Origin of the sequence: Pseudomonas rustica (assembly GCF_049959085.1) — a bacterium.
Lineage (GTDB): Bacteria > Pseudomonadota > Gammaproteobacteria > Pseudomonadales > Pseudomonadaceae > Aquipseudomonas > Aquipseudomonas rustica.
In genome coordinates this window covers 5,534,237-5,546,786 of record NZ_CP188200.1, presented here as the reverse complement: position 1 = coordinate 5,546,786, position 12,550 = coordinate 5,534,237, and the positions used below count along the sequence as shown (strand labels likewise).

The window sequence follows — 12,550 nt, the reverse complement described above, 5'->3', positions numbered from 1 at the left end:
TTACGCCCTCTCGCCGCGAATCGACACTGCCGGGAAGGGGTATTGCTCGTTGCGTTCCACCCAATCCATGAAATCGGCGCGGGCGCCGGGGAAACCGATCATCGTCCAGCCAACCATGCCTTTATTGCCACCGTGGATCGGGTCGCAGAAGAAGCCTTCCTTGGTGTTTTGCAGCAGCAGATTGAAGAAAATCTTTGCCGGAACCGCATCGAACTGCGGCTTGCCGGCTTCGAGTTGCTTGAGCAAATCTTCTCGGGTAGCGCTGTCTTGCTCAGCAAATACTTTACCGTTGAGGGATTTTGCCCATTGATCCGTGGCGGCGATGCCGAGGCGATAGATTTCTTTCGGCACCAGTTTGCTCTGCCAGCCCATTTCCGGCGCAGCGTCGGCATTGAACGGGCCTTGCATGTACCAAAGGGCTCCGGCGGCGTACGGCGTGTTCATTTGACGGTCGATGTATTCCGGCACACCGGCTTCAAGCGCGCCCGGGCCTTGGGCATCGTTGGGGATCAACTGCGCGACGGCGGCATTGATGAATGCCCATTCTTCGGCGGTGAAATAGCTCGGTTTATACACCTCGGCGTCAGCGCGAGCGGCTGGCGCGGCCGGTGCAGCGGGCGCCGCTTCAGGCGCGGCTTGCAGGACGCTGCTGCCCAGGCCGGTGCCGGCGAGGGTCACGACCGGAATCAGGGTCAGGGATTTGCGCAAAAACTCACGCCGCGGGTTGTCTCGATCTTGATCAGACATGGAAGGTGTACCTCATCAGGCATCAATGGTGGTCAACCGTTTCTGCGAACGGCTTGAGGATTTTTCGTCGCGACATGGCCGGGAGAAGACCCGGTGAAGGTAAAGCGTCTGCAACATCATGTGACAAATGGTAGCAGGCTAAGCATCGGGATGAACCGATTCAGTGAAAAAAAGCCCGGATTTCCTGGATGAAATCGATGAAACAACGCGGATTCACGTTTCTTTGACAAACGCCTCACGGGGCTTTGACCGCGCAACATCGAAGCTACGGCTCCTATTCCTGAAGAATTCCGACACGGTCAGCTCAGCATGTCCCCAGTGCGTTTGTTTCCTGTTTTGTGTTTATCGCTTGTAGCGCTGTTGCAGTGGATGCCGACTCCGGCTGACGCCGCCACCCCGGTTCGCCCGACTGAATGGGCGCAACCGGTTGAAGTGCAATACAACCTGTTTCAGATGTCACCGACGCTCTACCGCAGCGCCTTGCCCGATAGTGGCGCGGTGCCGTTGCTGAAAAATCTCAAAGTCGCCACGGTGATTACCTTTTTGCCGGAATCCGACCAGAACTGGCTGTCGGACTCCGACATCAATCAGGTGCAACTGCCTTACCGCACCAACCACGTCGACGATGCTGACGTGCTGAAAACCCTGCGCGCCATTCAAGCTGCCGAAGCCAACGGCCCAGTGTTGCTGCACTGCAAACACGGCTCCGACCGCACCGGATTGATGGCGGCGATGTACCGTGTGGTTGTGCAAGGCTGGAGCAAAGAAGACGCGCTGAGCGAAATGACCCAAGGCGGATTCGGCGAGAGTGGGCATTTCCGCGACAGCGTGCGCTATGTGATGCAGGCCGATGCTGACAAGCTGCGCACCGCGCTGGCCAATGGTGATTGCAGCACCAGCGCGTTCGCCACGTGCTCGATGAAGAGCTGGTTTCAGTCGGTCAATTTGAAGTAACAGTGGTTGGATCGGGCGCGGTTTCAAACAACTCCGCGCTGACGGGGCGCCCGAGAAATTTTTCCAGAGCACTCAGCAACGTCGGCGAGTCGCCGGAAAAAAATGCCTCGCGAAACGCCCGACCGGTTTGCGGGTTGAACACGCCGTCGTGCTCGAAGCGTTTGAACGCCTCGGTCGCCAGCACGCCCGACCATTTATAGGCGTACACCGAAGCTTCATAACCGGTGACCAAATAGTCGAAGCTGTTGGCAAACCGGCAGTAGTCCGGCATTTGCAGCTCGGCAAACTGGCGCTGCACCCCATCGAACACCTGCGCAATGCTGCGGCCGTCGCCGTGGCGGTGGTGCAACTCGAAATCGAACAAAGCGCCCATCAGCAACATCCCGGTCGCTCGACTGGATTGCGCGCTCAAAGCCGTGAGCGCGGTGTTCACACGCGCTTCAGACAGGCGCTCTGCGGTTTGATGATGCGCCGCCAGCCACAAGATAAATTCTCGCGACATACACCATTGCTCAAACAACTGCCCGGCGAATTCCGCGGTGTCGCGTGGGAACTGGGAAATGCCCGACAGGTTGTGATGCGGTGAGCGCGTCAGCACGTGTTGCAGGCAATGCCCGAATTCATGGAACAGCACCCGCAAATCCTGATGCGACAGCAGGCACGGGTGTTCGGGCGTGGGGGCGGTGAAGTTACTGGACAGCACGGCGATCGGCGTCGACGCCCGACCTTCGGCATCGATTCGCCGATTGCGCACCGTGCCCGTCCAGGCATAGTCCGCAGCGTGTTTGCCCGCGTAAGGGTCGAGGTAGATATGCCCGATGACTTGGCCATGTTCGCTGACTTCATACAAGCGGACATGCTCATGCCAGCGATCAAACGTGCGCTGCTCGTGAACCGTGATGCCGAACAAATGTTCGCTGAACCGGCATAACCGCTGCACGGTTGCGTCCAGCGGGAAATACTGCCGCAAGCCTTGCAGCGCGCCGTCCAGTTGCTGCACGCGTAACCGTTCGGCGAGGAATTCCTGATCCCAGGCCTGAATGGTTCCAAAGCCCTGCTGATCGGCGAACGCCTGCAGCGTTTTCGACTCTTGCTCCATCAGCGGTTTGGCTTGCGCGACTTGTCGCTGCAGGAAGGCGCTGACTTGCGCGGTGGAGGTGACCATCCGATCGTTGAGGCGCAGTTGCGCGAAGTTATCGAAGCCGAGAATTTCGGCTTTCTCATGCCGCAACATCAGCAGCAAACTCAGCACCGGCTCGTTATCGAACTGATCCGCCTGCGGGCCTTGATCGGATGCGCGGGTCGTCCAGGCAATGAAATATTCCTCGCGCAAGGCGCGGTCGCGCGCGTACGTCAGGATTTGGTGGCAGGTGTTTTGATCCAGCGTGAGTAGCCAGCCATCGAGCCCGGCCTGTCTGGCCTTGAGTGCCAGTTGCGCCTGGCTGTGCGGGCTCAGACCGTCGAGCCGCGCGGCGTCGGTGATGTGTTTTGTCCATGCAGCGTTGGCGAGATCGATCTGACTGGCGAACAGCTGTTCGAGCAGACCGATGACGCGATTCAAACGAGCGAGTTTCTCCTGTTGCGCCGCCGGTAACTCAACTCCGGACAAGCGAAACGTGCGCAGGATTTTGGCCAGTGACGCTTTGCGTGAAGCATCGAAATGGACGGCGACCGCACTGTCTTCCAAGCGTTGAAAAGTACGGAACAACGGCACGCTCGCCAACGTGTCAGTCCGGTATTGCCCGGCGATCTGGCTGCACTGCGCGCTGGCTTTTTCCCACGCGCTATCGGCGGACTTGCCCATCGAAAGGTATTCGATCACCGCCATGGCTTCAGCCAATGTGGCATCGGCTTCATCGACGGCGAGGATCAGATCGTCCCAGTTCGGCTGCTCGGTCTGGCTGGCGATTACTTGTTCAATGATCAGTTGGTTGTTGGCCACAATCGTTGTGATCGCAGGCACCAGATGTTCAGCGTGCACGGTTGACCACGGCGGCAGCGTCCAGCGTTGTAACAGCGGATTGGAGTCAGGCATGGCGTCTTCCTTGAGGGATGGCTGAAAGAGCCAGCCTAATCAGGAAGCGCGGGGGAAGGGTGGTACATAGTTACCACCTTTCACCGCCAAAACGGTGAAAGGTGGTTTACGCATCAGTGTTGCTCGTCAGGCTTTTTCTTCAGCTTCGGGTTGGGGAAAAACTGTACGGCTTGCACGGTTTTGTCCGGCGCAGGTTTGCTGATAGCGCTGGTGTTGACCCGCGTGCCCAACTCTTTTGGCACCGACAACCCTTGCTCGTTGAGCGTGTCGGAGTAACCGCAAGCCACACATTCACGGTGCGGCACGCTGTCTTCGTTCCACATCATCAACTTGTCCGGCTCGCTGCACGCCGGGCAGACCGCCCCGGCGATAAAGCGTTTTTTGGTAATCACAGGCCCCTCACTCATGCTGCCGCGTCCTCACTCAGGCCGCTGTGGCGCAACAGTGCGTCAATCGACGGCTCACGGCCACGGAAGTCGACGAACAGCACCATCGGTGCCTGCGAACCGCCGCGCGCCAGAATCGCTTCGCGGAAGGCGCGACCGGTTTCTGCGTTGAGCACGCCGTCTTCTTCGAATTTCGAGAAGGCATCGGCCGACAACACTTCAGCCCACTTGTAGCTGTAGTAACCCGCCGCGTAACCGCCGGCGAAGATGTGCGCGAAGCTGTTCGGGAAGCGGTTGTAGGCTGGCGGACGCATCACCGACACCTCGTCGCGGATACCTTCGAGTACCTGTGCAACGCTGCGGCCGTCGCCGTGGGTGGCGTGCAGTTCGAAGTCGAACAGCGAGAACTCCAGTTGACGCACCATCATCAAGCCGGACTGGAAGTTCTTCGCCGCGAGCATTTTTTCCAGCAGATCCTGCGGCAGCGGCTCACCGCTTTCGTAGTGAGCGGAAATCAGCGCGAGGCCTTCCGGCTCCCAGCACCAGTTTTCCATGAACTGACTTGGCAGCTCGACCGCGTCCCACGCCACACCGTTGATCCCGGAAACACCGGCGTGATCAACGCGGGTCAGCAGGTGATGCAGGCCATGGCCGAACTCGTGGAACAGCGTGGTTACTTCATCGTGGGTCAGCAGCGCAGGCTTGCCGCTGTCAGCCGGGGTGAAGTTGCACACCAGATTGGCCACCGGGCTTTGCAGCACGCCGTCGATGGTGCGGCGACGGTCGCGGGCGCCGTCCATCCATGCACCGCCACGCTTGTTGGCGCGGGCGTAGAGGTCGAAGAAGAAGCGGCCGACGTGCTGGCCGTTTTCCTTGATCTCGAACAGGCGAACGTCCGGGTGCCAGGTGTCGAAGCCTTTCTGTTCGGCGATTTCGATGCCGTACAGGCGCTGAACAATGGCGAACAGACCGCCCAGGACTTTATCGATCGGGAAGTAGGCGCGCAGGGTTTCCTGAGCAACGCTGTAGCGTTGTTCGCGAAGTTTTTCGCCGTAGAAACCGCTGTCCCAGCTTTGCAGATCGGCGCAGCCCTGTTCGGCGGCGTAAGCGCGCAGCTGTTGCAGATCTTGTGCGGCGAACGGTTTGCTGCGCTTGGCCAGATCGCGCAGGAAGCTCAGTACCTGATCGCTGGATTCAGCCATTTTCGTCGCCAGGCTCAGTTCGGAGAAGCTGGCGAAACCCAGCAACCTGGCCAGTTCCTGACGCAGGTCGAGGATCTCTTCCATCACCGGGCCGTTATCGTTCTGGCCGGCGTTCGGGCCTTGATCCGAGGCGCGGGTGCAGTAGGCGGCGTAGACTTCTTCACGCAGCGCACGGTCTTGCGCGTAGGTCATCACCGCGTAGTAGCTCGGGAATTCCAGGGTGATCAGCCAGCCATCGAGGCCTTTGGCCTGAGCGGCGGCGGCCATTTGCGCCTTGGCCGAATCGGTCAGGCCGGCGAGCGCGGCTTCGTCGCTGACGTGCTTGGTCCACGCCTGAGTAGCGTCGAGCAGTTGATTGGAGAAACGACTGCCGAGCTCGGACAGTTTGCTCTGCACTTCGGCGTAGCGTTTCTGTTCGGCTTCCGGCAGGTCGATACCCGACAGACGGAAGTCACGCAGGGCGTGTTCCAGAATAGTCTTCTGCGCCACGTCGAAACCGGCGGCTTCCGGGCTGTTGGCCAGCGCTTCAAACGCCTGGAACAGTTCGCGGTTCTGGCCCATCTCGGTGGAGTAGGCGCTCAAGGCCGGCAGGCACGACTCGTAGGCTTCGCGCAATTCGGCGCTGTTGCACACGGCGTTGAGGTGGCTGACCGGGCTCCATGCGGCGCCGAGGCGATCATTGAGTTCGTCCATCGCCAGTACCAGGCCGGCCCAGGTAGGGTTCTGGACTTGGGTCTTGAGGATTTCGGCGATGGCGGCGCGGTTGTCGGCCAGGATGGTTTCAATGGCTGGCAGGACGTGTTCGGCACGGATCGTGGAGAACGGTGGCAGGTCGTAGGACTGCAGCAGAGGGTTGTTCACGCTCACGGTTGGCACCTTGGCTGGGGAAACATTGCCCCATCTTAATTACAATCGGCATTCACCGCAGCTATCGGCGACAGAGAGAGAAATTATCGTGTCCGTTCGCAAGTACCAGAATCACACCCCCAGCCTGAGCAAAGGCGCGTTTGTTGACCGCTCGGCGGTGGTGATCGGCGATGTGGAAATTGGCGAAGACAGCTCGGTCTGGCCGCTGACCGTGATCCGTGGCGACATGCACCGCATCCGCATCGGTGCGCGCACCAGCGTGCAGGACGGCTGCGTGTTGCACATCACTCACGCCGGCCCGTTCAACCCCGACGGCTTCCCGCTGCTGATCGGCGATGACGTGACCATCGCCCACAAAGTCATGCTGCATGGCTGCAGCGTCGGCAGCCGCGTGTTGATCGGCATGGGCAGCATCGTCATGGACGGCGCGGTGGTTGAAGACGACGTGATCATCGGCGCCGGCAGCCTGGTGCCGCCGGGCAAACGTCTGGAAAGCGGCTTCCTTTATGTCGGTAGCCCGGTAAAACAGGTTCGCCCGCTGAGCGACAAGGAACGCGCCTTCTTCACCTACAGCGCGGCCAATTACGTGAAGCTAAAGGATCTGCATCTGGCCGAAGGCTACGACACACTCTGAATCGAATTGGCGACTGCCCAGGAATTCCCATGCATTACCAAACCGTACTGTTCGACCTCGATGGCACCCTCACTGACCCGCGTGAAGGCATCACCCGTTCCATTCAGTTTGCCTTGGCCAAACTTGGCATCGATGAGCCGGATCTGACCAAGCTCGAACACTTCATCGGCCCGCCGCTGTTGCAGGCGTTTATGCAGTTCTACGATTTTGATGAAGCCAAAGCGTGGGAGGCGGTGAATTTCTATCGCGAGCGCTTCAAGGTCACCGGTCTGTATGAGAACCGCGTGTTTGATGGCGTTACGCCGTTGCTGGAAACCCTCGGCGGCCAAGGCCGGCAGCTGTATATCGCGACGTCCAAGCCGTGGATATTCGCCCGCGAGATCGCCCGGCACTTTGATTTCGCCCGGCACTTCAAAGTGATCTACGGCAGCGAACTGGATGGCACCCGCACCAATAAGGTTGAGCTGATTGCGCATCTGGTGAAGGAAGAAGGGCTGGATCCGGCGAATACGCTGATGATCGGCGACCGTAAGCACGACCTGATTGGCGCACGCAGCAATGGGCTGGACGCGGCGGCGGTCGGTTATGGATTTGGCAGTTTTGAAGAGCTGAATGCCGAAGCGCCGGCTTATCACTTTGAAACGCTGGATGAGTTACATCAGGCGTTTTTGCGGCGCTGATCAGTCCGTCTTCGCGAGCAAGCTTTGCTCCTACAAAGGAAACATGGTCTGTAGGAGCAAGGCTTGCCCGCGAAGACGCCAGCCCAGCCAACACGAAATTAGTATCCCGCCAATGCCTTGAGCGCCGCCTTACGCTCAGTCACCGGCAACCCACCCAACCGCTCAACCTCGGCATAAAACCTCAGCCAATCTCCCCCGACCTGTTTGAACAAGGCCGCAAACGCCGGCACCCACTGGTCGTACAGGCCAAACGGCAACAACCGCGCATTGTTCAGAGGCGCGTTCACCCAGGCGTCATAGCGTTTATCCCCAGCCCACTGGCTATCGCGCATCACGCGATAATCCCGACGAAACTGTTCGAACTCAGCCGCTTTACGTTCGCGCATTTGCTCAGCCGGCAATGGCTCTGCATACAGCTTCTCCAGCCGTGAGCGCACATCCAGCACCAGCTCAATGAACTGATCCCGCTGCTGCAACCGCGAGTCGGTATCCGCCGGCAACCCGCGAAACACGCGCCATTGCCGCGTGCCTTCCTGTTCGACGAACGTGGCGAAAGACTCGTTGAACTCGGTGTCATCCTTCACATAAAAGCGCTGATGCGCCAGTTCATGAAAGATCAGCGTGGCCAGGCGTTCGTCGCCCCAGCCCATCATCGTGTTGATGATCGGGTCGTTGAACCAGCCCAGCGTCGAATAGGCCTCGACGCCGCCAATCGATACGTCCATGCCCTGCAACCGCTGGATCGCCGCCTCGCCTCGCGCCGCGCCTTGGCTGTAATAGCCGCGATAAGCCACACACCCGGCAATCGGGAAGCAATGGTTCTGCGGCGTCAGGGAAAACTCCTGAGTGGCGAACACATTCCACACCACGAACGGCCGGCCAATGTCGGCGTACAGGCGATAGCTTTGGTTGTCGGGCAAGTGCAGATGTTCGCTGGCGAAGGCACGAGCCTTTTGCGATTGGCTCAGGTGTGCGCGCAACTTCGCATCGCGGCCCGGGTCGGCAATCACCTTCTCGACCGGCTCGCGCGCCCGCAGCAGTTGCAGCTGCCCGCTGGCCAACTGGCTGTAATAGCTGACGCCGGCGCAACCGTTGAGCAACAAAAACATCACACCCGGAAACAAAATCCGAAAAACGCGATCAAGTAACCCATGGCTTGCAAACGGCCTGATCACAATAAGAAATCCCCCCGGAAAGTCTGCTCGCAAGACTATCCCGCCTTAAGGAGCACCGCTATGCGCATGTTGATGCTGACGGGAGGCCTGCTGACGCTGGCCGGTTGTGCCAATTTCGGAATGCCCGACCCTGACCCCTCACAAGCCTGGATCGATCTCGATGCCCGGCAACAGGACACGACCCTGCAAGCGCTGAAGGTCGACAGCCAGGCCGCGATTGATAAACGCTATTTTGAAGTCGAGCCCGGCAGCCATGAATTGAAGGTGCGCTATCAGTTCCCGGTAGACGCCAGCAACATCGGCCCCGACGCTGAACCGCTGTGGCGCGATTGCCAGTTGAACGTGAAATTCAAGGATTTCAACGCCGGCCAACGCTATCAGTTGCAGGCGGGCAGTATTGGTTTCCGGCCATGGGCCAAACTTTATGATGAGCAGCGCAAAGTCGTCGGACAGGGCACACCGGCTGGCTGTCAGAAGACTTGATCGGCGTTATGCTGGCTGTCCACATCAAAGGACATTGATCATGCGCAGGTTGACGTTGTTGCTGGTAGGAAGTGTGCTTGCCGGCTGCCAGAGCCCGCTGCCAGCGGTCGATCCGCAAATGGCCTGGGTCGACTTTTCGATGCCGACACCCGGCGGCAAAGTGTTGATGGCTGAACGCCTGGATAATCAGCGTCTACGCGACGGGCGTTTTTTCCAGGTCACGCCGGGCAGCCATGAATTGACGGTGCGCTTCGATTTCGAGATTTTCGGCGGCGGTCAGGGCATGGATACCGATCCGCAGGAACGCCTGTGTTACATGACCGTACCCTATGACCACTTCGAAGCCGGGCAACGTTACCGGCTCGAAGCACGGTCGCTGGCCTTCACGCCAAGCGCCCGGTTGATCAATCGTCAGGGGCAGATCGTTGCCGAAGAACGGCAGATCAACTGCGTGCCGTAAGCGGACTCAGTTGTTGTTTTTCTGATAGATGATCGCTTTAGTGCCGTTCTCACACGAACCCACCACCATGGCGATATCGTGTTTGGCCGCCTCTTCCTTGCTGACGATTTCCAGCGTGTACGTGGGCACGGCTTTGGCCTGGATCTTGATCTCGATTTCTTTTTTCAATTCTTCGCAGTCTTTCGGTGCTGCAACTACCGAGGTGGCCAGTGCACTGCAAAGGATCGCCAAGCCAATACGTTTCATGAGTGAAGCTCCCTGAGGCAGCGCGCACGGGCGTGCGCTGAAGCTGCTGTCACGTATTCGACCATATTTTCGTGAAGCGAGTTCTGACTTTGCGCACAAGATGTACGCACGGTTTCTGATTCGCGGTGATGTTGAGATCGCTATCGCGAGCAGGCTCACTCCTACATTTGATCACTGGCGGACACAATTTCTGTGATCGACCGAAATCCCCTGTAGGAGTGAGCCTGCTCGCGAAAGCGTCAGACCTGCTGACGCAGAATCAGCTGACCAGCGTTGCTTCCAGGCTGATCTGCGCATTCAGCACTTTCGACACCGGGCACCCTTCCTTGGCCTTTTTGCTCAGCTCATCAAACTGCGCTTGGGTCGCCCCAGGGATTTTCGCCTTGAGAATCAGCTTCACCGCGGTGATCGCAAACCCGCCGTCCACCTGATCAAGGGTCACTTCAGCCTGAGTATCGATGCTGTCAGCCGTCAGGCCCGCATCGCCGAGAATCATCGAGAACGCCATGGAGAAACAACCGGCATGTGCAGCGCCGATCAGTTCTTCCGGGTTGGTGCCCTTGCCGCCCTCGAAGCGGGCCTTGAAGCCGTACGGTGCTTCTCTGAGGACACCGGTTTCGGTGGAGATCGAGCCGATGCCGGTTTTCAGATCGCCTGCCCAATGTGCGGATGCTTTCTTCACGATAGCCATGTCTGCCTCCTCAAGATCTGACGCGGAAACGCCGCGTCGTCGTGGTTTTTGCTTGCAAGGCTTCTGAGGATAGACGTCGGAACAAAGTTCAGCCCGTCTGAATCGTTGACTTTTTTAGTAGGAAATATCTTCGCTGCTATTGAAACTCGGGTATATGCCCTCATTGCATGAAACACGCTTATGGATTCGGCAGGATTTCGTTCGCTAAGAAAAACCTGCCGCCTCACTCGGAGACGCAGGTTTATGAAGCAACTGTCCGACGTAAAATTTTCCACCCTCGATCTGGTGCCGGTACGCGAAAACGGCAGCCCGGCGCAAGCACTGCGCAATTCGCTGGATCTGGCGCAGCACGTCGAGAAATTCGGCTACACGCGGTTCTGGGTGGCGGAACACCACAACATGGACGGCATCGCCAGCTCGGCGACGTCGGTATTGCTCGGCTATCTAGCCGGCGGTACGTCGACCATTCGCGTCGGCTCCGGCGGCGTAATGCTGCCCAACCATGCGCCGCTGGTGATCGCCGAACAGTTCGGCACCCTGGAAAGCCTGTATCCGGGGCGGATTGATCTGGGTCTGGGCCGTGCGCCTGGTTCCGATCAGATGACCGCGCGTGCGCTGCGCCGCGAGCGTTCAGGCAGCGCTGATGATTTCCCCGAGGACGTCGCCGAACTGGTGCGCTTCCTCGGCCCGCGCACCCCGGATCAACGGGTGATCGCGATGCCGGGCACGGGCACCAATGTGCCGATCTGGTTGCTCGGTTCCAGCCTGTTCAGTGCACAACTGGCCGGTGAACGCGGTTTGCCATACGCCTTCGCCTCGCACTTCGCCCCGCGCTTCATGCATGAGGCGATCCGCGTTTATCGCAATCACTTCAAACCGTCGGCAGTGCTCGACAAGCCGTACGTGATGCTCGGGGTGCCATTGGTGGCCGCAGATACCGATGAGCAGGCGGATTATCTGGCGACGTCGGTGTACCAGCGCATTCTGGCGCTGATGCGCGGGCAGAGCCTGGTGCAGCGTCCGCCGGTGAAAACCATGGATGGCCTGTGGATGCCGCATGAGCGTGAGGCGGTGGGTGATTTCCTTGGGCTGGCGATGGTGGGTGGCCCGCAGAAGATCCGCGCGAAGCTGGAAGTGCTGATTGAGCAGACGCAGGCGGATGAACTGATTTTTACCAGCGATTTGTATGAGCATGCTGATCGCGTGCATTCGTACGAACTGCTGGCGCAAGTCATGAAAGGATAACGCGCGGCCCCCTGTAGGAGCTGTCGAGTGAAACGAGGCTGCGATCTTTTGATCTAGGTTTTTAGAGCAAGATCAAAAGATCGCAGCGTGCCGCAGCTCCTACATGGGACACAAAAAAGCCGACGCATTCACGTCGGCTTTTGTACTTCAGGCGCAATCAACCGCGCTTGTAGACGATTTCCTTGGTACCACCTTCGCAGGTGCCAACAACTTTAGCGCCAGCATCTGCGCCCTTGTCGACAATCTCCAGCGAATACCCGGAAGCACCCTTGGCATCAATCTTCGCCGCGATCTCGCTTTTCAGCTCTTCACATGGCTTACCGGCAGCAAACGCACCACCCGCAAGGCTCAACAAACCTACTGCCAACATAAACTTCTTCATCGGTCGCACTCCCTGGTCGGATTGAAAGAGGCGGGCATCGGGTCATCCACCCGATGCGCTCACCCTATAGCGCTTTGCCATTCCTATGGCACTCGGCCAGCGCGCAAGTTCAGAAGACTAGTCCAAACTCAGCTGCTGGCAATCTTGAAGCCGACTTTTAGCGTGACCTGAAAGTGCGCAGCCTTACCGTTTTCGATATGACCACGGGTTTCGGTGACTTCAAACCATTCCAGGTTGCGAATGGTCTTGTTGGCTTCGGCAATTGCGTTGTTGATAGCGTCTTCGATGCTAGTGGTCGAGGAACCGACCAGCTCGACTTTCTTGTACGTGTGATGGTCACTCATAACGAACTCCTTGGCGTGT

15 protein-coding genes are annotated in these 12,550 nt (G+C 58.8%); 6 read left to right on the top strand and 9 right to left on the bottom strand.

Going from position 1 to position 12,550, the window contains the following annotated elements:
- Complete coding sequence (locus ACP3TY_RS25145; protein ID WP_426618733.1) at positions 1 to 747, bottom strand: gluconate 2-dehydrogenase subunit 3 family protein; 747 nt, start codon at positions 745 to 747, stop codon at positions 1 to 3.
- A gap of 309 nt (positions 748 to 1,056) precedes the next feature.
- Here ACP3TY_RS25145 and ACP3TY_RS25140 point away from each other — a divergent pair, with 309 nt between their 5' ends.
- Complete coding sequence (locus ACP3TY_RS25140; RefSeq protein WP_159813343.1) at positions 1,057 to 1,701, top strand: dual specificity protein phosphatase family protein; 645 nt, start codon at positions 1,057 to 1,059, stop codon at positions 1,699 to 1,701.
- Here the strand turns inward: ACP3TY_RS25140 and ACP3TY_RS25135 are convergent.
- From ACP3TY_RS25135 to prlC, 3 genes are all read right to left on the bottom strand, one after another.
- Complete coding sequence (locus tag ACP3TY_RS25135; protein ID WP_426618732.1) at positions 1,688 to 3,736, bottom strand: M3 family metallopeptidase; 2,049 nt, start codon at positions 3,734 to 3,736, stop codon at positions 1,688 to 1,690. The genes ACP3TY_RS25140 and ACP3TY_RS25135 overlap by 14 nt on opposite strands.
- A 113-nt stretch (positions 3,737 to 3,849) precedes the next feature.
- Entirely contained in the window at positions 3,850 to 4,143 is a 294-nt protein-coding gene (locus tag ACP3TY_RS25130) for a YheV family putative zinc ribbon protein (protein WP_053116396.1), read from the bottom strand.
- The gene (gene prlC / locus ACP3TY_RS25125) at positions 4,140 to 6,191 is read right to left on the bottom strand and encodes an oligopeptidase A (protein ID WP_212545472.1); all 2,052 of its coding nucleotides are present in this window, start codon (positions 6,189 to 6,191) and stop codon (positions 4,140 to 4,142) included. The genes ACP3TY_RS25130 and prlC overlap by 4 nt, the downstream gene beginning before the upstream one ends.
- Positions 6,192 to 6,279: 88 nt before the next feature.
- On the opposite strand from prlC, the gene ACP3TY_RS25120 reads away from it, so the two are divergent.
- Both ACP3TY_RS25120 and ACP3TY_RS25115 read left to right on the top strand, forming a co-directional pair.
- Entirely contained in the window at positions 6,280 to 6,825 is a 546-nt protein-coding gene (locus ACP3TY_RS25120) for a gamma carbonic anhydrase family protein (RefSeq protein ID WP_053116398.1), read from the top strand.
- A gap of 29 nt (positions 6,826 to 6,854) precedes the next feature.
- Positions 6,855 to 7,505: an HAD family hydrolase gene (locus tag ACP3TY_RS25115; protein WP_053116399.1), complete on the top strand. Its 651-nt coding sequence runs from the start codon at positions 6,855 to 6,857 to the stop codon at positions 7,503 to 7,505.
- 98 nt (positions 7,506 to 7,603) lie between these two features.
- Here ACP3TY_RS25115 and ACP3TY_RS25110 read toward each other — a convergent pair whose 3' ends face one another.
- Positions 7,604 to 8,680, bottom strand: a complete 1,077-nt coding sequence (locus ACP3TY_RS25110) for an aminopeptidase (RefSeq protein ID WP_426618731.1) — start codon at positions 8,678 to 8,680, stop codon at positions 7,604 to 7,606.
- Positions 8,681 to 8,740: 60 nt separating this feature from the next.
- On the opposite strand from ACP3TY_RS25110, the gene ACP3TY_RS25105 reads away from it, so the two are divergent.
- A complete protein-coding gene (locus tag ACP3TY_RS25105; protein WP_053116402.1) occupies positions 8,741 to 9,163 on the top strand; it encodes a hypothetical protein in 423 nt (140 codons plus the stop codon).
- Positions 9,164 to 9,203: 40 nt separating this feature from the next.
- Positions 9,204 to 9,623, top strand: a complete 420-nt coding sequence (locus tag ACP3TY_RS25100; protein WP_008081161.1) for a hypothetical protein — start codon at positions 9,204 to 9,206, stop codon at positions 9,621 to 9,623.
- Positions 9,624 to 9,629: 6 nt separating this feature from the next.
- Here ACP3TY_RS25100 and ACP3TY_RS25095 read toward each other — a convergent pair whose 3' ends face one another.
- Both ACP3TY_RS25095 and ACP3TY_RS25090 read right to left on the bottom strand, forming a co-directional pair.
- Complete coding sequence (locus tag ACP3TY_RS25095; RefSeq protein ID WP_426618730.1) at positions 9,630 to 9,869, bottom strand: DUF1161 domain-containing protein; 240 nt, start codon at positions 9,867 to 9,869, stop codon at positions 9,630 to 9,632.
- 259 nt (positions 9,870 to 10,128) lie between these two features.
- Positions 10,129 to 10,560, bottom strand: a complete 432-nt coding sequence (locus ACP3TY_RS25090; protein ID WP_053116403.1) for an OsmC family protein — start codon at positions 10,558 to 10,560, stop codon at positions 10,129 to 10,131.
- Positions 10,561 to 10,803: 243 nt separating this feature from the next.
- Here ACP3TY_RS25090 and ACP3TY_RS25085 point away from each other — a divergent pair, with 243 nt between their 5' ends.
- Entirely contained in the window at positions 10,804 to 11,805 is a 1,002-nt protein-coding gene (locus ACP3TY_RS25085; RefSeq protein WP_426618729.1) for an LLM class flavin-dependent oxidoreductase, read from the top strand.
- Between the two features lie 157 nt (positions 11,806 to 11,962).
- On the opposite strand, the gene ACP3TY_RS25080 is transcribed toward ACP3TY_RS25085, so the two are convergent.
- A complete protein-coding gene (locus ACP3TY_RS25080) occupies positions 11,963 to 12,187 on the bottom strand; it encodes a DUF1161 domain-containing protein (protein ID WP_053116405.1) in 225 nt (74 codons plus the stop codon).
- A 128-nt stretch (positions 12,188 to 12,315) separates the two neighbouring features.
- On the bottom strand, positions 12,316 to 12,531 hold the full coding sequence (locus ACP3TY_RS25075) for a dodecin (protein WP_159813329.1): 216 nt from the start codon (positions 12,529 to 12,531) through the stop codon (positions 12,316 to 12,318).
- Positions 12,532 to 12,550: the final 19 nt, after the last annotated feature.

Coding starts and splice junctions, on each gene's coding strand:
- ACP3TY_RS25145 (WP_426618733.1), bottom strand. CDS start 747: ATGTCTGATCAAGATCGAGACAACCCGCGGCGTGAGTTTTTGCGCAAA.
- ACP3TY_RS25140 (WP_159813343.1), top strand. CDS start 1,057: ATGTCCCCAGTGCGTTTGTTTCCTGTTTTGTGTTTATCGCTTGTAGCG.
- ACP3TY_RS25135 (WP_426618732.1), bottom strand. CDS start 3,736: ATGCCTGACTCCAATCCGCTGTTACAACGCTGGACGCTGCCGCCGTGG.
- ACP3TY_RS25130 (WP_053116396.1), bottom strand. CDS start 4,143: ATGAGTGAGGGGCCTGTGATTACCAAAAAACGCTTTATCGCCGGGGCG.
- ACP3TY_RS25115 (WP_053116399.1), top strand. CDS start 6,855: ATGCATTACCAAACCGTACTGTTCGACCTCGATGGCACCCTCACTGAC.
- ACP3TY_RS25105 (WP_053116402.1), top strand. CDS start 8,741: ATGCGCATGTTGATGCTGACGGGAGGCCTGCTGACGCTGGCCGGTTGT.
- ACP3TY_RS25100 (WP_008081161.1), top strand. CDS start 9,204: ATGCGCAGGTTGACGTTGTTGCTGGTAGGAAGTGTGCTTGCCGGCTGC.
- ACP3TY_RS25095 (WP_426618730.1), bottom strand. CDS start 9,869: ATGAAACGTATTGGCTTGGCGATCCTTTGCAGTGCACTGGCCACCTCG.
- ACP3TY_RS25090 (WP_053116403.1), bottom strand. CDS start 10,560: ATGGCTATCGTGAAGAAAGCATCCGCACATTGGGCAGGCGATCTGAAA.
- ACP3TY_RS25085 (WP_426618729.1), top strand. CDS start 10,804: ATGAAGCAACTGTCCGACGTAAAATTTTCCACCCTCGATCTGGTGCCG.
- ACP3TY_RS25080 (WP_053116405.1), bottom strand. CDS start 12,187: ATGAAGAAGTTTATGTTGGCAGTAGGTTTGTTGAGCCTTGCGGGTGGT.
- ACP3TY_RS25075 (WP_159813329.1), bottom strand. CDS start 12,531: ATGAGTGACCATCACACGTACAAGAAAGTCGAGCTGGTCGGTTCCTCG.